The sequence below is a fragment of the Micromonospora saelicesensis genome (assembly GCF_900091575.1).
In the GTDB taxonomy this organism is placed as follows: domain Bacteria; phylum Actinomycetota; class Actinomycetes; order Mycobacteriales; family Micromonosporaceae; genus Micromonospora; species Micromonospora saelicesensis.
In genome coordinates this window covers 75,913-94,120 of record NZ_FMCR01000003.1, presented here as the reverse complement: position 1 = coordinate 94,120, position 18,208 = coordinate 75,913, and the positions used below count along the sequence as shown (strand labels likewise).

Sequence of the window (18,208 nt, the reverse complement as noted above, 5' to 3'; positions counted from 1 at the left end):
GCAGCACCCGCAGCGACCTCACTCGTGCACTTGAAGCCTGGTCATTTCAGGGACTTCATCGTGTGCTCATGTCGGTCGTCCTACCCTGCTAGCGACCCTCGCCCGGTCGGGCTGACCGGACGTAGTGGTTGGCGCATCGACGTGCTCCGCCAGCACACCGTGGTCGAGGACCTCGGTGCTGCGCAGCGCACGCCCGAAGGCGCGGCGCCGCACCGCCAGCGCGAAGCAGGCCGGATCCGGGTGCATGTTCGCTCCCCGACCCGGCAGCCTGCGGCGCGGATCAGGCCGGAGACTGTGACCAGCCTCGTCCCTGACCGCGACGATCCGCAGCAATTCGCTGGCCGGCGCACGTTGCCGGCAACCCACACAGGTGCGCTCCGGCTGCGCGCGTCGTACCACTGGAGGAAGTCTACCCCTAGCTCCCCGAGATCGCGCCGCCCGGCTCCCGCACGTGATCAGTTACGCCACGCGCGGCCGGCGCCGCCTGCTCCGCATCGGAACGAATGTCGATCCGCCAACCGGTCAATCGGGCCGCGAGTCGGGCATTCTGCCCCTCCCGACCGATCGCCAGCGAGAGCTGGAAGTCGGGAACGGTCACCCGGGCGGCCCGGTTGGCCAGGTCGACCACCTCGACCCGCAGCGCCTTGGCCGGCGACAACGCGTTGCCGACGAAGGTGCCCGGGTCGTCCGACCAGTCGATGATGTCGATCTTCTCACCGTGCAGTTCGCTCATCACGGCACGCACCCGCTGACCCATCGGGCCGATGCAGGCGCCCTTGGCGTTCACCCCGGGGGTGGTGGAGCGGACGGCGATCTTCGTGCGATGGCCCGCCTCACGGGCGATCGCGCCGATCTCGACGGTGCCGTCGGCGATCTCCGGCACCTCCAGCGCGAAGAGCTTCTTGACCAGAGCCGGGTGCGACCGGGACAGGGTGATCTGCGGCCCGCGCATGCCCTTGGCCACGTGCACCACGACGCAGCGGACCCGCTCGCCGTGCGCGTACCGCTCGCCGGGCACCTGCTCGGACTGCGGCAGCACGCCCTCCAGCTTGCCCAGGTCGACGCTGACGATGCCCTTCTCGGTACGCGTCTCGTGCGCCTGCACCACGCCGGTGACCAGGTCACCCTCGCGGCCGACGTACTCACCGAAGTGCACCTCGTCGGTGGCCTCCCGCAACCGCTGGAGGATCACCTGCTTGGCGGTCATGGCGGCGATCCGGCCGAAGTCGTGCGGGGTGTCGTCCCACTCCCGCACCAGGCTGCCGTCGGCATCCATCTCCTGCGCGTACACCAGGGCGGCGCCCGACCTGCGGTCGATCTCCACCCGGGCGTGCGGTTCGGCCCCGTCGGTGTGCCGGTAGGCGGTCAGCAACGCGGTCTCGATCGCCGCGAGAATCGTGTCGAACGGGATCTCCCGCTCGCGCTCGAGTGCGCGCAGCGCCGCGAGGTCGATGTTCACCTCTCCTCGTCCTCCACATCATCTTCGTCGTCGATGTCGTCTGAATCGTCGTCGATCTCGTCGGAATCGTCCGCGTCGTCGAACTCGTCGTCCGGCTCACCCAGCTCGGCGAGCCGGGTGAACTCGACCTGCACGCGGCCCGGGCCCAGCTGGGCGTACGCCCAGGCGGCGCGGCCGTCGTCGGTCTCCAGGTGCACGCCCTCGTCGTCGGCCGCGACCACCCGGCCGGTCAGCTGACGGTCACCGGCTGGCTGCTCGCCCCGCTGGCCGGGCAGCGCGGCCGCGCCCCGGGCGGTGACCTTGACCAGTCGGCCCACGTTGCGCCGCCAGTGGCGGGGCAGGGTAAGTGGCCGGTCGACGCCGGGTGAGCTGACTTCCAGTTGGTACTCGCCGGCGACGATGTCGCCACCGGTCTCCTCCGCGGCGTCCAGCGCGGCCGAGACCGCGCGGGAGACGTCAGCGACGGCGTCCAGGTCGATCCCGCCGTCGGTGTCCACCATCACCCGCACCACGTGCCGGCGGCCGGCCCGGGAAACCGACAGGTCCTCCAGGTCGTAGCCGGCGTCGTTGACCACCGGCTCGATCACGGCCCGCAGTCGGTCCCGCCGGGCGGCGAGGTCACCGCCGCGCGGGCCCGCAGCACCGCGGGGTCGACCCGTCGGCCTGGTGGCACGGCCACGCTGCGTCATCTCCGCACCCTCTCCCTGGTCGACGGGGACCTGTGGTCCCGCCATGCCGGCACGCCACCGGAGTGGACACGCCGGTGGTTGCGCAGAGCGTAACGCGCCTGCCCGGCGGCGGACCGGGCGGCGCACCGACGCCGGTGACCCCCGGACCGGCACGAATGGTGTTGACTTGGCCGGTGGGGATCGGCAGAACGACACAGCGCGACCAAGCATCCGGACATTCCCGGCGAAAGCTCCTGAGTGCCGGGGCGCTGCTGGTGCTCGGCGGTGCCGTGACGCCGCTGACCGGCTGTGATCTTTTCGACCGCGACGACCAACCAGCCCCACCGCCCGACCCGCTGCGGCCGATGGTGGACGAGTCCCTCGCGCTGGCCGCCGCGTACCGGGCGAGTGCGACCGCCCATCCCGAGCTCGCCGACCGGCTCGACCCGATCGCCGAGACGCACACCGCGCACGCGACCGAGCTGGCCCGGGTGATCGGCGTGACGGTGCCGTCGGCGGCCTCCGCCGCCCCGACCACCGCCCCGGCCGCCGACCCGAACGGCGCGCGCGCCGCCCTGCGGGCGCTGGAGAAGACCGCCCAGCAGTCCGCCACCGCCGCCTGCGCCGCGGCGCCCGCGGAGCGGGCGGCACTACTCGGGTCGATCGTCGCCGCCCGGGCAACTCACCAGGAGGCACTGAAGTGAGGCAGCCGTCCGCCGGAGAGGCACTCGCCTCCGCCCTGTCCGCCGAGTACGCGGCCATCTACGCCTACGGGCGGATCGGTGTCCGGCTCACCGGAGCGGCGCGGGACGCGGCACGCCAGGCGGAGGCCGCGCATCGACGCCGACGCGACGCGCTGGTGGTGCAGCTCACCACGGCCGGCGGCGTCGTCCCGCCGGACCGCGCCGGGTACGCCCTGCCGTTCCCGGTCACCGACCGGGCCAGCGCCCTGCGGCTCGCCGCCGAGGTGGAGGAGCGCACGGCCGCGCACTGGCGGGCCGCCCTGGCGTCCACCACCGGCGCCGACCGGGACCAGGCGCTGGCCGCCCTTGTCGAGTACGCCGTGCGGGCCACCCGGTGGCGGAAGACCGCCGGGCTGACCCCGCTGACTGTCCCGTTTCCCGGTCGACCAACCTGAGCCGGTCCACTCCGGTTGCGGTACGCATACCAGGTATGCATACTCCGTTGCCATGTCCATCCGTCACGGGTTGCTCGCCCTGCTCGAACGCGGCCAGATGTACGGCTACCAGCTGCGCGCCGCGTTCGAGGAGTCGACCGGCTCGACCTGGCCACTGAACATCGGGCAGGTCTACACCACGTTGTCCCGGTTGGAACGGGACGGTCTGGTGCGCCCGCTGCCGGAGAGCGAGGCTGGGCAGCGCCCGTACGAGATCACCGACGCCGGCCGGGCGGACCTGGCGCTGTGGTTCGCCACCCCGATCAGCCGTACCGACCGTCCCCGCGACGAGCTGGCGATCAAGCTGGCGCTGGCGCTGACCACCCCCGGGGTCGACGTCCGGTCGGTGGTGCAGGCCCAACGCAGCGCGACGATGCGGGCCCTTCAGGAGTTGACCCGGTTGAAGTACGGCAGCAACCGGCCGGAGGACCTTCCCTGGCGCCTCGTGCTGGACTCGATGGTGTTCCAGGCCGAGGCTGAGGTGCGCTGGCTGGACCACTGCGAGACCAGTCTGGTCCGGCACCAACCCAGCGGCCCGGCGCCTCCCGCTCCCCGACCCGATGACGCCGACGCGCGGGACGCGGCTCGATGGGCCGGCGAGGAGGCAAGACGGTGAGCGGATCGGACGACGCGGTGCTGGAGCTACGCGCCGTCCACCGCACCCACGGGGCCGGGCCGGCGGCGGTGCACGCGTTGCGCGGCGTCAGCCTGGTCGTCCGGCCCGGCGAGCTGGTCGCCGTGATGGGGCCGTCCGGCTCCGGCAAATCGACCCTGCTGGCTCTCGCCGGTGGGTTGGACCGTCCGACCGGCGGCGAGGTCCGGGTCGAGGGGCAACCGCTGGGGGCACTGGACCGCCGCGGGCTGGCCCAGCTACGCCGCCGTCGGATCGGCTACATCTTCCAGCAGCTCAACCTGCTGGGCAGTCTGAGCGCGCTGGAGAACGTGGCGCTCCCATTGGAACTCGACGGGACCAGCGGACGTCGGGCCCGCGCACTGGCCATGGCCGCGCTCACCGAGGTGGGCCTGCCCGCGTTGGGTGACCGTTTCCCGGACCAGCTCTCCGGCGGGCAGCAGCAGCGGGTGGCGATCGCCCGCGCGCTGGTGGGCGAACGCCGGCTGGTCCTCGCCGACGAGCCCACCGGGGCGTTGGACTCCCAGACCGGTGAGGCGGTGCTGCACCTGCTGCGCCGCCGGATCGACGCGGGAGCCGCCGGAGTGCTGGTCACCCACGAGGCGCGGCACGCCGGCTGGGCCGACCGGGTGGTGTTCCTCCGCGACGGCGTGCTGGTCGACACGACGGCACCGCTGGGCAGCGTCGAGCAACTGCTGTCCGGCAGCGAGCGGTGACCATTCGCCGTCCGACGCGGGCCCCCGGACGGGCCGACACCGCGACGCCGCGGCCGGCCGCGCCGCCCGCCCCGGTCGGCCGACGACGGTTCGCCGAGCTGACCGGCTCCTGGCGGGCGGCCCTGCGGATCGCCCGGCGGGAGTCACGCCGGTCCCGGCGGCGGACCGCCCTGGTGCTCGCGATGATCGCCATGCCGGTGGCGGCGCTGGCCTTCCTGGCCGCGAGCTACGACATGGCCGAGCTGACCCCACAGGAACGCGTCGAACGCCGGCTCGGGGTGGCCGACGCCCAACTGCAGTGGATCGCCGGCGCCCCGGTGGGGCAGGACGAGTGGGGTGAGAGCTGGTACACCACCGCCGACGGCAAGCCCCCCTCGAAGGTCAGCGCGGCACAGCTGACCGCACTGCTCGGGCCGGGCAGCCGGGTCACCGAGGTGCGTCCGCGCGTCCCGCTGACCCTGCGCGGCCCGCACCGCGACGAGGTCGTGAACGCTCGGGTGCTGGACCTCACCGATCCGCTGGCCCGCGGGCTGGTGCGGTTCCGGGCCGGCCGGGCGCCGCAGCAGCCCGGTGAGGTCGCGGTCAGTCCGGTGGCGCTGCGTCGCCTGGACCTGCGCCTCGGCCACGCCGTGGCCGCCGCCGACGGAAGCAGGGCGTACACCGTGGTGGCGGTGGTCGAGTTTCCCGACGATCTCGGACCGGTGGTGGCGCTGCACCCGGGGGCCGCGCCATCGACCGGCCCGGAGCCGGACAGCGTCTGGCTGGCGGACGTGCCGGGCACCGTCGACGCGGCGCTGGTGTCCCGGCTCAACGATCGGGGGGTGGTGGTCACCGCGCGGCACATCGGCTCGGCGACCGGAGCGGACCGGACGTGGCTCGGGTCGATCATGGGGGACAACCCGAACGACCTGAGCACCGGCGTGCTGATCGCCGGCCTCGGGCTGCTGGAGGTCGTCCTGCTGGTCGGGCCCGCCTTCGCCGTCGGGGTCCGTCGCCGCCGACGGGACCTGGCGCTGGTCGCGGTGGCGGGCGGGGACGCCGCCCAGCTTCGCCGTGTCGTGCTGGCCGACGGTGTGGTGCTGGGTGTACTGGGGGCCGCCGCCGGGCTGCTGGTCGGCGTCGGCGCGGCGTTCGCCGGTCGCCCGCTGATGGAGCAGTACGTCTTCAGCGCCCGCTTCGGCGGCTACCGCTGCTGGCCGAGCGCGCTGGTCCTGCTCGGTGGGGTCGCGGTGCTGGCCGGGGTGCTCGCCGCGCTGGCACCGGCGTGGACCGCCGCGCGGCAGGACGTCAGCGCCGGGCTCGCCGGGCGGCGCACCCCGGCAAAATCTCCGGGCCGGTGGTTGGCTCTCGGACTGGCACTGGTGGTCGGCGGGGCGGGGTTGGCGGCGTTCGGGGCCACCCGGACTTCCCCGGCGGTGGTTCTCACCGGGCTGATCCTCGGCGAGTTGGGCCTGGTCTGCTGCACGCCCACGCTGCTCGGTGTGCTCGCCCGCCTCGGCCGGGTGTTGCCGCTCGCACCACGGATCGCGCTGCGCGATGCCAGCCGCAACCGGGCCGCCGCAGCACCGGCCATCTGCGCCGTGATGGCCGCCGTCGCCAGCAGCGTCGCGCTCGGCGGATACCTGGCCAGCGACGGCGCCCGCGACGCACGCGCCTACCGGCCGGCGCTGCCGACCGGCCACGTGATGGTCAACCCGATCGGGGCCGCTCCGCAGCCGACACTGGCTCAGATCACCGACGCGGCCCGGAACCACCTCGGGGTCGGCGCTGTCGCCCCGGTGCAGACACCGAGCTGCGGGGCGGGGCGCACCGGCTACTGCGACATCGCACCGGTGCTCCCGCTGGCCCGGGCCTGTCCCTGGCAGCCCGGCGTTCAACTCCCCGCGGCGCAGCGCCAGCAGGCCCGTGCCGATCCCCGCTGCCAGGTGCGCGAGGCGGACTACTTCGGCGGCTACGTGGAACCCGGAGTCGACGACGGGACCGCACTCCCCCTGCTCACCGGCGTGGACCCGGCGACGACCGCTGCCGCCACGGCCGTACTGCGCGCTGGCGGCGTGGTGGTGACCGACCCGCGCTACCTGCACGACGGCCTGGTGACCGTCCGGGTCACCGAGGTGGAGGCCGGGCCGGACGTGCCGATCACCGCCCACGACCTTCCGGGGTACGCGCTGCCCCGGGCAATCGGCCAGTCCCGTCTGCTGCTGTCCGCCGACGCCGCCCGGCAACTCGGCCTGAGCTGGTCTCAGACCGGCTGGGTGATCGGCACCACGACCCCGCCCGACGAGGAACAACAGGCACGGTTCGCCGCCGCCCTGCGGCCATTCGGGACGCTCTCGCTGGGCGTGGAGTACGGCGGGGCCCCGCGCGATGTCTCACCGCTGCTCCTGCTGCTCGCGGCGGCGGCCGGGCTGATCACCGTGGGGGCGGCAGGGATCGCCACCGCGCTCGCCGCCGCCGAGGGGCGCGCCGAGCTGACCACCCTCGCGGCCGTCGGCGCGGCCCCGGCGGTACGCCGGCTGCTGGCGATCTGCCAGGCCGGGGTCATCGCCGGTCTCGGTTCGGTGCTCGGCATCGTGGCCGGCCTCGGCACCGCCGCGATCGTGCTGGTATCGGTGAACCGGCAGTACGCCAGTGCCTGGCCGGTGTCCGATCCGTACCCCTTTCTGGTGCCGTGGCCCGCGCTCGGCGTCCTGGTGCTGGTGCCGGTGGTGGCGATGCTCGGGGCGGGCCTGTTCACCCGGGCCCGGCTGCCCATCGAGCGGCGGCTGGACTGACCGATCCGCCGGGCGACCGAAAGGGGACCGCGCAGGGGTGCCGCCCGGGCCGGGCAGCCGGCAGACTGATCGGCGTGTCAGTGCTCACGAATGTCGTCCGTCGAGTCGGTCATCATCGCTGGTTCGGCGCCACCGCGCGCCTGCTGGTTCCGGCCGATCGGATGGTTGGTCGACTCACCCGGGGCCGGGTGGTCGCGCTCGGCCTGCTCCCCTCCCTGCTGATCACCACGACGGGCCGCCGCTCCGGCAAGCCCCGCAGCAATCCACTGCTCTACGTGCCCGACGGCGACGCGTACGTGGTGATCGGCTCCAACTGGGGGCAGACCCACCACCCCAGCTGGGCGATGAACCTGCTCGCCGACCCCGCCGCCGAGGTGGACGTGAAGGGCCGGCGGGTCGCGGTGCGGGCCGAGCGGGCCTCCGGCGCCGAACGGGACCGGTTGTGGCAGCTGTTGGTCACCGCGTGGCCCGCGTACCACACGTACGTGCAGCGGGCCGGCGGCCGGGAGATCCACATCTTCCGGCTGGCCCCGACCGGGCGCGGCGCGCCCGAAGCTCCGCCGTCGGCTGGCTAGGCTGACGCTCGGTAGCCAAAGCGAGGTGGTCCCGTGAGCGCGAGGCGTGAGCCGGGGTTGCGAGCCCCGCAGCCGCGAACAGAGCTGGTCCGGTGAGTGAGCTGGCCGGTGTCGACCGGGGCGTCGACGATCGACGGTGGACGGTCGCGGAGCGGGTCGCCGAGGCGGTCCGACGGCGGTTCCCGGCCGATGCGCTCGCGATCGCGGTGCACGGGCCTCTGGCGCACGGGGACGACGACGGCGGCGGGGACCGCGAGGCGGGAATGCTGGTGGTCACCTATCGGCCCGGGACGGGCCCACCGCCGGCGACCCGGCGGGTGGACGGGGTGCTCGTCGATCTGACAGTGGCCGCCGCCGAGGACTACCTGGCCCAGGCCCGGGTGCTCTCCCCGCTCTGGCCGCTGACCGCCGACCGGTACGTCACCACGCAGGCGTTGCACGATCCGACGGGCTGGTTGCGGACGCTGCGCGACGAGCACCTCGGCCGGCTGGCTCGGGCCCGGCCGGCGGAGTTCAGCACCGCGGCCCGCCAGGCGTGGTACCGGGGCAGCGCGGCGCACTGCCGGGCGGCCCGGCTCGCCGAGTGGTACGAGACCGATCAGGCTCTGCTGATGCTCGGTGAGGCCCGGCTGGCGGCGGCCACTGTGAACGGTCTGCTGAGTCGCACCTACTTCCGTGACCCGGGGGACGCGGTGCGGCGCACCGGGTTGGCCGGCGCGGACATGACCGAGGTGGGTGTGGTGCTGGCCCGGCAGGCCGAGGAGTTGGCCGCCCGTGGTCGTGCGGTCGACGGCACGATCGACGAGCTGCTCAGCACCTGAGGCGCGTCACAGCCCGCCCGGTACGCCGATCAGTGAGCCGATCAGGTAGGTGGCGCCGGCAGCCGCGGCGCCCAGCAGCAGCTGGCGCAGCCCGCTGGTCCACCAGGGACGGTGGGTGAAGCGGGCCACCACGGCCCCGGCGGCGAACAGCCCGAGCCCGCCGACGGCGAGCGCCAGCCACAGTTCGGTGGCGCCGAGCAGGTACGGCAGCAGTGGGACCAGCGCGCCGATCGAGAAGAACAGGAACGACGAGATCGCCGCGGCCCACGGGCTGGGCTGGTCGTCGGGGTCTACGCCCAGCTCCTCGCGGACGTGCACCCGCAGCGCCTCCTCCGGGTCGCGCCGCACCGCCTCGGCGACCTGGGTGGCGAGGTCCCGGGGCAGACCCCGGGCCACCCACGCGTCGGCCAGCTCCCGGGCCTCAGCCTCGGGGTGCCGTTCCAGTTCCCGTCGCTCCTTGGCCACCTCGGCGGCGACCTGCTCGTTGGCGGAGCGCACGCTGGTGTACTCACCGAGGCCCATGGAGATCGCACCGGCGACGAGGCCTGCGCTGCCGGTGAGCACGATGCTGCGGGGCGACACCCCGCCGCCGCCGACGCCGGCGATCAGGGCGATGTTGGTGACCAGGCCGTCCATCGCGCCGAAGACGGCCGGGCGCAGCCAGCCGCCGGAGACGTCCGCGTGGTGCGCCTCGCGCAGCGCCGCTGGGGTGTCGGTCACGGCAGGGTCAGGATCTCGTGACCGTCGTCGGTCACCACGATGGTGTGCTCGAACTGCGCCGTCCACTTCCGGTCCTTGGTGACCACGGTCCACCCGTCGTCCCACATGTCGTACTGGTAGGTGCCGAGGGTGATCATCGGCTCGATGGTGAACGTCATGCCGGGCTCCATGATGTCCGTGGGACGCGGGCTGTCGTAGTGCGGCACGTAGAGGCCGCTGTGGAAGGCCTCGCCGATGCCGTGGCCGGTGAAGTCGCGGACCACGCCGTAGCCGAACCGCTTGGCGTACGACTCGATGACGCGACCCACCACGTTGATCTGGCGTCCCGGGGCGACGGCGCGGATGCCGCGCATCATCGCCTCGTGGGTCCGCTCGACCAGCAGCCGGGCCTCTTCGCTGACCTCGCCGACGCAGAAGGTGGCGTCGGTGTCACCGTGCACCCCACCGATGTACGCGGTCACGTCGACGTTGATGATGTCGCCGTCGGTCAGGACCGTGGTGTCCGGGATGCCATGGCAGATGACCTCGTTGAGGCTGGTGCAGCAGGACTTCGGGAAGCCCTTGTAGCCCAGCGTCGACGGGTACGCGCCGTGGTCGCAGAGGAACTCGTGCACCACCTTGTCGATCTCGTCGGTGGTCACGCCGGGCTTGCAGTGCTCGCCGGCGAGCTGGGTCGCCTGGGCGGCGAGCCGGCTGGCGATCCGCATCTTCTCGATGGTTTCCGGCGTCTGCACGTGCGAGCCACGCCACTCCCGCGGACGCGCCTTGCCCACGTACTCGGGTCGGGCGATCTGGGGTGGCACCGGTCGCATCGGGGAGAGCGTGCCTGGTGTCAGCGGCGGACGGACGGTCATGCCGCAAGCCTATCGCCGGGGCCGCTGGTGACCCGCGCCACGGCCGCCCGGTGGAGGTTGTTGCCCTGCCAGGGTGGCTGTGCCATGGTGTCAGCGTGGATCAAGGGGGAGCACCGCCCGTCTTCTCCGCCAGCGCCGAGATCGACGGTGACCACCTCCACGTCGTGGTGGCCGGCGAGGTCGACATGGCGACCGCGGACACGATGCTCCAGACGGCGCTACGTGAGCCCGCCGGGAAGATCACTCTCGACCTGAGTGCTGTCACCTTCTTCGACTCGGCCGCCATCCACGCCCTGGTCCGGCTCGCCCAGCAGTTTCCGGGCCGGCTCACCGTTCGCCCGTCCCGGCAGGTCCGTCGGGTGCTGGAGATCTCCGGCCTCGGCGGGCAGAGCTGGCTCGACCCGGCCTAGGCACCCGGCCGCCGCCGGGCGCGCGGTCAGTCCTGCAACTGCCGGCGCAGCGTCACCTCGGTGCCCTCAGCGGTACGCCGTACCGACAGTTCGCCCAGCGCTCTGATCAGGGCCAGCCCGCGGCCCCGGAAGCCGGAGCCGGTCGACTCCCGCCACTGCCCGCTGTCGCGCACCGTGGCCGTCACCGTCCGATCCTCGATGGCCACCTCCACACTGATCATGGCCTCGGCGGGATGGACCGGGTGCTCGATGGCGTTGGCGGCGGCCTCGGACACGGCGACGGTCAGGTCGAACAGGTCGGTCTCGCCGACGGAGTGCGCGATCAGGAAGTCCTCCAACCGCTTTCGAAGCACGCTGAGCCGGGTCGGGTCCGCCGGTAGCCGCAGCGCGAAGCGGTTCAGCTCCGCCGCCTCCAGGGCGAGAACCGCCACGTCGTCGCGGCGCGGCCGTCCGGTGACCCGCTCCACGACCGCGTCGATCAGGTCCACCACGTGCTCACTCGGGGTGGCCGCGTCGACGCGCAACTGGGCCAGTGAGGCATCGATGCCGAGCTGACGGTCCTCGATCAGCCCGTCGGTGTAGAGCAGCAGTCGAGTGCCGGCTGGCAACTCGCCCTCGACCGACTCGTACGTCGCGTCGGGGAGGGCGCCGACGGGTGGACCGAGCGCCCGGTCGTGCAGGAACGCCACGTCGCCTCCAGTGATCAACAGTGGGGAGGGGTGACCGGCGCTCGCGTACCGCAGCCGACCGGTGCGGGGGTTGAACAGCAGGCAGACCACCGTCGCGAAGGAGCGGCCCTCGGTGGAGCCGACCAGCCGGTTGAGCCGGGTCAGCGACTCACCCGGATCGAAGCCCTCCAGCACGTACGCCCGCAGCGCGTTGCGCAGCTGGCCCATCGCCGCGGCGGCCCGGACGCCCTTACCGACCACGTCGCCGATGACCAGCACCAGCTCGTCGCCGTTCAGCGCGATCGCGTCGTACCAGTCGCCGCCGACCTCGACGTCGGCGCTGCCGGGCAGGTAACGGCTGGCCACCACCGCGCCGGGCAGTTGAGGCAGCGACCGGGGCAGCAGGCTGTGCTGCAGGGTGGTGGCGATGCGGTGTTCGGCTTCGTAGAGCTGGGCGTTCTCCAGTCGCACCCCGACGAGCCGGGCCAGCTGGGTCAACGCGGCGTCGTCGGCCTGCGCCTCGTCGCCGGCTGCCCGCCAGACCTGCAGCTCACCGAGCTGCTTGCCGGTCGTGCCGGTCAGCTCGGTCACGAAGGACGGGTCGGCGGCGGTGGTGCCGCCGCCGTCCGCCTCGAAGCGCACCTCGGCGGCGGTGACCACCACCCGAGCCGCCTCGGCGAGGCTCAACGCGTGTCGGGCGGCGACCTGGAGCACATCGGCGGTGGATCGGGCGGTGTTCACCGCCACCGCCGCGTCGGCCAGCGCCCGGAGCCGGCGGATGATCTGCCCGCGCAGCTGGCCCAGCTCGACGTTGGCCCGGACCCGGGCGATCAGCTCCTGCGCGGAGAACGGCTTGGTGAGGTAGTCGTCGGCGCCGACGGCGAGACCGGCGACGGCCTCCGCGGAGCCGGCGCGGGCGGAGAGCAGCACGATCGGCACGTGCCGGGTACGCGGGTCCGAGCGCAGCGCGCTCACCAGCCCGAACCCGTCCAGCCGGGGCATCATCACGTCGGTGAGTACCAGGTCGAACCCGCCCTCGCGGGCCAGCGGCAGGGCATCGAGCCCGTCGTTCGCGGTGACCACGTCCCAGGTCGGGGAGAGCAGCCGACTGACGTGTTCCTGCAGGTCGGCGTTGTCGTCGACGACCAGGATCCGGCCAGCCGAGGTGCCCTTCGCCGGCTGCCGGTCGAGCTCGGGTGCCGACGCGACACCGGCCCACAGCGCGGTCTCCGCCACGAAGAGCCGGGCCTGCTCGGGCTCACCCACGGGCAGCGGATCGAACGCCGCCACCCGGTCCGCCGGCAGGTGCGCCGAGCCGAACGGAACGGTCACCGTGAAGGTGCTGCCCACGTCGACAGTGCTGGTCAACCCGACCTCACCGCCGTGCATCTCGACCAGTTCCCGGACCAGCGCGAGGCCGATGCCGGTGCCTTCGTGGGTGCGTGCCCGCACCCCGGGCACCCGGTGGAACCGTTCGAAGACGTGCGGCAGTTCGTCCGGCACGATGCCGACGCCGGTGTCCGTCACATCCAGCCGGGCCGCGCCCTCGACGGCCCGGATCCGCACCCGGATCTCGCCGTCGAAGGTGAACTTGACCGCGTTCGACACCAGGTTGAGGACGATCTTCTCCCACATGTCCCGATCGACGAAGACCGGCGTCGGCAGCGGCGGGCAGTCCACCACCAGTCGCAACCCGGCCCGGTCGGTCGCCGAGCGGAAGGTGCTGGCCAGCCGGGCGGTGTAACCGGCGAGGTCGGTGGGCTGGTAGCGGGCGGCGAGCCGACCGGACTCCAGTCGGGAGAAGTCCAGCACTGTGTTGACCAGCTTGAGCAGGCGCAACGCGTTGCGGTGCATCATGGTGAGCCGGTCGGTTTCGGTGGCCGGCAGCTCCGGATCGGCCAGCATGTCCTCCAGCGGGCCGAGCACCAGGGTCAGCGGGGTGCGGAACTCGTGGCTGACGTTGGCGAAGAAGTTGGTCTTCGCCCGGTCCAGAGCGGCCAACTCGGCGGCGCGGGCCCGTTCCTGCTCGTACGCCCGCTGGGTGCCGACCGCCCGGGAGATCTGGGCGGCGACCAGGCCGAGGAAGTTGCGGTAGTCGTCGCCGAGCGGCAGCTGACGGGCCACGCCGACGACCAGCGCGCCGACGGTCTGGTTGGTCGCGGTGAGCGGCAGCACGAGGGCCTGGTCGGCGGCGTCGACAGGCAACGCGTCGAACAGAGCGGCCACCTCGATCGTGGCGGGCGCGCCATCGGCGGTCAGCCGAGCCGACAACTGCGCTGTGACATCGACGGCGGGCGGGGTGGTGCCGGTGCAACCGGCCAGGGTGAGCTGGTCGTTGTCGTCAGCCAGATAGATCAGGGCGAACGGCACGTCCGCCCGGTGCCGGCCGAGCACCCCGGCGGCGGTCCGACCCAGTTCCGTGGCGCTGCCGATGTCGATCAGCTCGGCACCCAGCTCGGACAGCGCTCGAAGTCGACGCTCGCCGAGCACCCGCCCGGTGGTCTCGCTGACGATGCAGTAGACGCCGCTGACCGAGCCGTCGTCCCCCCGGATCGGGTCGTACGAGACGTTGAAGTAGGTCTGCTCGACGAAGCCGTAACGGTCCAGCAGAAAGGGATGGTCCTCGCCCCGGTAGGAGCGGCCGGTGCTCCGGACGCTGTCGAGCAGCGGGCCGAGCACCGGCCAGGTCTCCGCCCAGCTCGCGCGGGCCGGTTGGCCGATCACGTCCGGGTGTTTGCCGCCGATGGTCGGCCGGTAGGCGTCGTTGTAGAAGGCCAACTGCTCGTCGCCCCAGAACATGACGATCGGTGCGCTGGAGGCGAGCATCATGCCGACCGCGTTGGAGAGCGCCGGGGGCCACTGACCGGGCTCACCCAGCGGGCCGGAGGACCAGTCGAAGGAGGCCAGCCGCTCGCCCATCTCGCCGCCGGCCGCGAACGCGGCCGCCAGCATCGCCGGGGTCTCGCGACCGGACAGGGCGGGATGCCCGATGTCCGCGCCCCCCTGGGCCGAGCTCATGCAGCCTCCCGCTCCGGCCGTACCCCTCGACCGTTGATCTTCACCCGCCGTGCTCCGACTTGTACCCCAGCGGACCAGCAACGTAACGCATCACGAGCGATGGACGCTGGTTACGTACGCCTGGGTCGTCGGGCACCGGACAGTGCGGGTGGACGGCGGCGTCGAACGGCGGCGCCCGGAACGCTCTGACGAGTCAGAAGACCGGCAGTCCGTCGATGCTTGCCGCGTTCCTGGTGGCCCGGTAGGCGACCAGGTCGTCGGCGCTGCGGCGAGAGTGTGAGGTGAGTAACAGATCACGTTCGGCTCGGAAGTCCATCAGTGGCACCGCATATCCGCAGGAGTCACTGACCCGCTCCACCTCGACGGTGATGACCGCCCGGACGGCGTGCACGTCCGGCGGTGCGGGAAACTCGGCGAGCCGATCGGCGAAGGCGTCCTCGGTGACCGCGACGCTGCTGCCCCGACCGTGCAACCGGACGATCTTCGGCGGACCGTCGAAGGCACAGAACATCAGCGTGATCCGGCCGTTGTCCCGCAGGTGGGCGATGGTCTCCGCCCCGCTGCCGTGATAGTCGAGGTACGCCACCCGGTGCGGGCCGAGGATCACGAACGTGCCCCGCATGCCCTTCGGAGACACGTTGACATGCCCCTCGACCCCCGACGGGGCGGTCGCTACGAAGAAGAGCGGCTGCGCCACGATGAAGTCACGCAGTCGACCGTCGATCTCCGGATAAACCTTGCCCATGCGCCGATCCTCCCACCGGTGCCATCGACGGGCGGGGGCGATCTCAGTCACACCCGCCGCGTCCAGGCCGACCACGGTCACGGCGCACCCGCCGGCCGGCGGCCTGCACCAACGCCGTGATCGGGCGGGGATCCGGCTCGTTCTCCGGATGCCACTGCACTCCGAGCACGAACGGCAGGGCGGGGTCCTCGACCGCCTCGACCACGCCGTCCCCCGCCCAGCCGGTCACCGTGAGCCGGCCCGGATCGGCGACCGCCTGGTGGTGGTACGAGTTGACCTGGTCGACCCCGGCCAGCACCGAGGCGGCCAGGCTCCCCGGCGCGAACCGCACCGCGTGCGCGCCGTACACGCCGGGCGCCGGGCGGTGCGCCTCGTGACCCACCACGTCGGGCAGGTGCTGGTACAACGTGCCGCCGTACGCGACCGCGAGCAACTGCATCCCCCGACACACGCCCAGCACCGGCACCTCGGCGGCGAGCGCGGCGGCCAACACTGTCAACTCGCCGGCGTCCCGGTCCGGCCGGTCCTCGGTACGAGGGTCGGGCGGCTGGCCGTACCGCCCCGGGCCGACGTCCGCGCCACCGGCCAACAGCAACCCGTCGAGGACGGCCACCACGTCCGCGTCCACGTCGTCCGGTGGCAGCACCACCGCCCGCCCACCCGCGGCCGCCACCGCCCGCGGGTACGCCTCCGGCACCAGCACCGCCCGCACACCCCGCCAGACCGCCCAGTCGGCAGGTTCGACGTACGCGCTGACCCCGATCAGCGGGCGTCGGCTCCGGGCTGGCCGGGTTCGCGACTGCGGGGCTCGCAAACCCGGCTCACTGCTCGCGTTCACAGCGGCGTGACGTAGGCGCCCGTGATGCCGCCGTCGACCACGAACTGCGCGGCGGTCATGAACGAGGCGTCGTCGCTGGCCAGGAACGCCACCGCGGCGGCGATCTCCTCCGGTTGCCCGAAGCGGCCCATCGGCACGTGCACCAGCCGACGGGCGGCCCGCTCCGGGTCGGCGGCGAAGAGTTCCAGCAGCAACGGGGTGGCCACCGGGCCGGGACAGAGGGCGTTGACCCGGATGCCCTCACGGGCGAACTGCACACCCAACTCCCGGGTCATCGCCAGCACCCCGCCCTTGCTCGCGGTGTACGCGATCTGCGAGGTGGCCGCACCCATCAACGCCACGAACGAGGCCGTGTTGATGATCGAGCCCTTGCCCTGCCGACGCATGTGTGGAATGGCGTACTTGCAGCACAGGTAGACGCTCGTGGTGTTGACCCGCAGCACCCGCTCCCACGCGTCCAGGCCGGTGTCCAGGATGGAGTCGTCGTCCGGCGGTGAGATGCCGGCGTTGTTGAACGCGATGTCCACCCGGCCGTGCCGGTCGGCCACCCCGTCGAACAGGTCGCGTACCGCCGACTCGTCGGCCACGTCGGTGGCCACGAACTCTCCGCCGCACTCCTCGGCGGCCTTCGTGCCGGCCGCCGCGTCGATGTCCACGCACACCACCCGGGCCCCCTCGGCGGCGAACCGCCGCACGGTGGCCAACCCGATGCCACTGCCCGCTCCGGTGACCACTGCCACCCGGTCCTGCAACCGACCCTGCACTGGCGTCACTCCTCCGTCGCGATGAACACGTTCTTGACGTCCGTGAAGGAGTGCAGCGCGTCCGGGCCCAGCTCGCGGCCGAGCCCGGAGCGCTTCATCCCGCCGAACGGGGTCCAGTAGCGCACCGAGGAGTGCGAGTTGACGCTGAGGTTGCCCGAGTCGACGGCGCGGGCCAGGCGCAGGGCCCGACCCACGTCCCGGGTCCAGATCGAGCCGGAGAGGCCGTATTCGGTGTCGTTGGCGAGCCGGACCGCGTCCGCCTCGTCGTCGAACGGCAGCAGCGAGACCACCGGGCCGAAGATCTCCTCCCGCCAGTGCCGGTCGGCCGGCGAGTCGGCCAGCAGCACTGTGGGCGCGTGCCAGAACCCGGGGCCGTCGGGGCAGGAGCCGGTGAAAGCTACAGTCGCCCCGGCGAGGTAACCGGCTACCCGGTCCCGCTGGGCGGCGGAGATCAGCGGGCCCATCTCGGCGGTGTCGCGCGACGGGTCCTCGACCCGCACCGCGCGTACCGCCGGTTCGAGCAGTTCCAGGAACCGGTCGTACACCGAACGCTGAACCAGGATCCGCGACCGTGCGCAGCAGTCCTGGCCGGCGTTGTCGAAGACCGCGCCCGGCGCGGTAGCGGCGGCGCGTTCCAGGTCGGCGTCGGCGAACACGATGTTCGCGCTCTTGCCGCCCAACTCCAGGGTGAGTCGCTTCACCTGGGCGGCGCAGCCGGCCATGATCCGGGTGCCGACCTCGGTGGAGCCGGTGAAGCAGATCTTGCGGACCGCCGGGTGGCTGACGAACCGCTCCCCCACCACCGAGCCCTCGCCCGGGATGACGGTGAAGACGCCATCGGGCAGGCCGGCCTCGCGGGCCAACTCGGCCAGGCGCAGTGCGGTGAGCGGGGTCAGTTCGGCGGGCTTGAGCACCACTGTGTTGCCGGCGGCGAGCGCCGGGGCGAACCCCCAGGCGGCGATCGGCATCGGGAAGTTCCAGGGCACGATCACGCCGACCACACCGAGTGGCTCGTGGAAGGTGACGTCCAACCCGCCGGGCACCGGGATCTGCCGCCCGGTCAACCGCTCGGGCGCGCCGGCGTAGTAGTCCAGGACGTCGCGGACGTTGCCCGCCTCCCACCGGGCGTTGCCAATGGTGTGCCCGGAGTTGCGCACCTCCAGCACTGCCAACTCGTCCAGATGCGCGTCGACCACGGCGGCGAACCGCCGCAGCAACCGTGCCCGGTCCCCCGCCCCCACCTGACGCCAGGTCTCGAAGGCGGCAGCCGCCCGCGCGATGGCCGCGTCAACCTCGTCCACCGAGGCCGCAGCAACCTCCCGAAACCCCACCCCGCGCGCCGGGTCCACCAAGACCGTCACACCGCCACC

Annotated in this window: 18 protein-coding genes; 8 read left to right on the top strand and 10 right to left on the bottom strand. The window is 72.9% G+C overall.

Annotated elements, in window-relative coordinates:
- Positions 1 to 66: 66 nt before the first annotated feature.
- The 3 genes from GA0070561_RS13435 to rimP are packed head-to-tail and all read right to left on the bottom strand — an operon-like array spanning position 67 to position 2,148.
- Positions 67 to 399 carry a YlxR family protein gene (locus GA0070561_RS13435; RefSeq protein WP_091400374.1) on the bottom strand — a complete coding sequence of 111 codons (333 nt, stop codon included), beginning with the start codon at positions 397 to 399 and terminating at the stop codon, positions 67 to 69.
- A 16-nt stretch (positions 400 to 415) separates the two neighbouring features.
- Positions 416 to 1,459 (bottom strand): transcription termination factor NusA, encoded by a 1,044-nt coding sequence (nusA, locus tag GA0070561_RS13430; protein WP_091400372.1) that lies wholly within the window; start codon positions 1,457 to 1,459, stop codon positions 416 to 418.
- Positions 1,456 to 2,148, bottom strand: a complete 693-nt coding sequence (rimP, locus tag GA0070561_RS13425; RefSeq protein WP_091400370.1) for a ribosome maturation factor RimP — start codon at positions 2,146 to 2,148, stop codon at positions 1,456 to 1,458. Before rimP ends, nusA begins: the two co-directional genes overlap by 4 nt.
- Positions 2,149 to 2,303: 155 nt before the next feature.
- On the opposite strand from rimP, the gene GA0070561_RS13420 reads away from it, so the two are divergent.
- The 7 genes from GA0070561_RS13420 to GA0070561_RS13390 all read left to right on the top strand — a co-directional run bounded on the left by GA0070561_RS13420 (position 2,304) and on the right by GA0070561_RS13390 (position 8,821).
- Positions 2,304 to 2,831, top strand: a complete 528-nt coding sequence (locus tag GA0070561_RS13420) for a hypothetical protein (RefSeq protein ID WP_244166218.1) — start codon at positions 2,304 to 2,306, stop codon at positions 2,829 to 2,831.
- Positions 2,828 to 3,265, top strand: coding sequence for a ferritin-like domain-containing protein (locus GA0070561_RS13415; RefSeq protein WP_091400366.1), 438 nt, complete (start codon positions 2,828 to 2,830; stop codon positions 3,263 to 3,265). The genes GA0070561_RS13420 and GA0070561_RS13415 overlap by 4 nt, the downstream gene beginning before the upstream one ends.
- Before the next feature lie 52 nt (positions 3,266 to 3,317).
- The gene (locus tag GA0070561_RS13410; protein ID WP_091400365.1) at positions 3,318 to 3,920 is read left to right on the top strand and encodes a PadR family transcriptional regulator; all 603 of its coding nucleotides are present in this window, start codon (positions 3,318 to 3,320) and stop codon (positions 3,918 to 3,920) included.
- Positions 3,917 to 4,651, top strand: a complete 735-nt coding sequence (locus GA0070561_RS13405; RefSeq protein ID WP_244166216.1) for an ABC transporter ATP-binding protein — start codon at positions 3,917 to 3,919, stop codon at positions 4,649 to 4,651. The genes GA0070561_RS13410 and GA0070561_RS13405 overlap by 4 nt, the downstream gene beginning before the upstream one ends.
- On the top strand, positions 4,648 to 7,425 hold the full coding sequence (locus GA0070561_RS13400) for an FtsX-like permease family protein (protein ID WP_244166214.1): 2,778 nt from the start codon (positions 4,648 to 4,650) through the stop codon (positions 7,423 to 7,425). The genes GA0070561_RS13405 and GA0070561_RS13400 overlap by 4 nt, the downstream gene beginning before the upstream one ends.
- Before the next feature lie 74 nt (positions 7,426 to 7,499).
- Entirely contained in the window at positions 7,500 to 8,000 is a 501-nt protein-coding gene (locus GA0070561_RS13395; RefSeq protein ID WP_091400361.1) for a nitroreductase/quinone reductase family protein, read from the top strand.
- A gap of 92 nt (positions 8,001 to 8,092) precedes the next feature.
- Positions 8,093 to 8,821: a hypothetical protein gene (locus tag GA0070561_RS13390; RefSeq protein ID WP_091400360.1), complete on the top strand. Its 729-nt coding sequence runs from the start codon at positions 8,093 to 8,095 to the stop codon at positions 8,819 to 8,821.
- A 6-nt stretch (positions 8,822 to 8,827) separates the two neighbouring features.
- On the opposite strand, the gene GA0070561_RS13385 is transcribed toward GA0070561_RS13390, so the two are convergent.
- Together GA0070561_RS13385 and map are read right to left on the bottom strand one after the other, a co-directional pair.
- Positions 8,828 to 9,541: a VIT1/CCC1 transporter family protein gene (locus GA0070561_RS13385; RefSeq protein ID WP_091400358.1), complete on the bottom strand. Its 714-nt coding sequence runs from the start codon at positions 9,539 to 9,541 to the stop codon at positions 8,828 to 8,830.
- Entirely contained in the window at positions 9,538 to 10,395 is an 858-nt protein-coding gene (gene map, locus GA0070561_RS13380) for a type I methionyl aminopeptidase (protein WP_091400357.1), read from the bottom strand. Before map ends, GA0070561_RS13385 begins: the two co-directional genes overlap by 4 nt.
- Positions 10,396 to 10,490: 95 nt before the next feature.
- Here map and GA0070561_RS13375 point away from each other — a divergent pair, with 95 nt between their 5' ends.
- Entirely contained in the window at positions 10,491 to 10,805 is a 315-nt protein-coding gene (locus GA0070561_RS13375; protein ID WP_208603765.1) for an STAS domain-containing protein, read from the top strand.
- Between the two features lie 26 nt (positions 10,806 to 10,831).
- Here the strand turns inward: GA0070561_RS13375 and GA0070561_RS13370 are convergent, their stop codons facing one another.
- The 5 genes from GA0070561_RS13370 to GA0070561_RS13350 all read right to left on the bottom strand — a co-directional run bounded on the left by GA0070561_RS13370 (position 10,832) and on the right by GA0070561_RS13350 (position 18,190).
- On the bottom strand, positions 10,832 to 14,491 hold the full coding sequence (locus GA0070561_RS13370; protein WP_091400355.1) for a SpoIIE family protein phosphatase: 3,660 nt from the start codon (positions 14,489 to 14,491) through the stop codon (positions 10,832 to 10,834).
- 193 nt (positions 14,492 to 14,684) lie between these two features.
- Positions 14,685 to 15,236, bottom strand: a complete 552-nt coding sequence (locus tag GA0070561_RS13365; RefSeq protein WP_091402043.1) for a pyridoxamine 5'-phosphate oxidase family protein — start codon at positions 15,234 to 15,236, stop codon at positions 14,685 to 14,687.
- A 43-nt stretch (positions 15,237 to 15,279) separates the two neighbouring features.
- The gene (locus tag GA0070561_RS13360; protein ID WP_091402042.1) at positions 15,280 to 16,050 is read right to left on the bottom strand and encodes a gamma-glutamyl-gamma-aminobutyrate hydrolase family protein; all 771 of its coding nucleotides are present in this window, start codon (positions 16,048 to 16,050) and stop codon (positions 15,280 to 15,282) included.
- Positions 16,051 to 16,070: 20 nt separating this feature from the next.
- On the bottom strand, positions 16,071 to 16,838 hold the full coding sequence (locus GA0070561_RS13355) for a 3-oxoacyl-ACP reductase (RefSeq protein WP_030489498.1): 768 nt from the start codon (positions 16,836 to 16,838) through the stop codon (positions 16,071 to 16,073).
- 5 nt (positions 16,839 to 16,843) lie between these two features.
- Positions 16,844 to 18,190, bottom strand: a complete 1,347-nt coding sequence (locus GA0070561_RS13350) for an aldehyde dehydrogenase family protein (protein ID WP_425255900.1) — start codon at positions 18,188 to 18,190, stop codon at positions 16,844 to 16,846.
- Between the last annotated feature and the right edge of the window lie 18 nt (positions 18,191 to 18,208).

What these genes read in the sequence shown, in the direction of transcription:
- rimP (WP_091400370.1), bottom strand. Translation starts at nt 2,148, where the DNA reads ATGACGCAGCGTGGCCGTGCCACCAGGCCGACGGGTCGACCCCGCGGT.
- GA0070561_RS13410 (WP_091400365.1), top strand. Translation starts at nt 3,318, where the DNA reads ATGTCCATCCGTCACGGGTTGCTCGCCCTGCTCGAACGCGGCCAGATG.
- GA0070561_RS13370 (WP_091400355.1), bottom strand. Translation starts at nt 14,491, where the DNA reads ATGAGCTCGGCCCAGGGGGGCGCGGACATCGGGCATCCCGCCCTGTCC.
- GA0070561_RS13420 (WP_244166218.1), top strand. Translation starts at nt 2,304, where the DNA reads ATGGTGTTGACTTGGCCGGTGGGGATCGGCAGAACGACACAGCGCGAC.
- GA0070561_RS13365 (WP_091402043.1), bottom strand. Translation starts at nt 15,236, where the DNA reads ATGGGCAAGGTTTATCCGGAGATCGACGGTCGACTGCGTGACTTCATC.
- map (WP_091400357.1), bottom strand. Translation starts at nt 10,395, where the DNA reads ATGACCGTCCGTCCGCCGCTGACACCAGGCACGCTCTCCCCGATGCGA.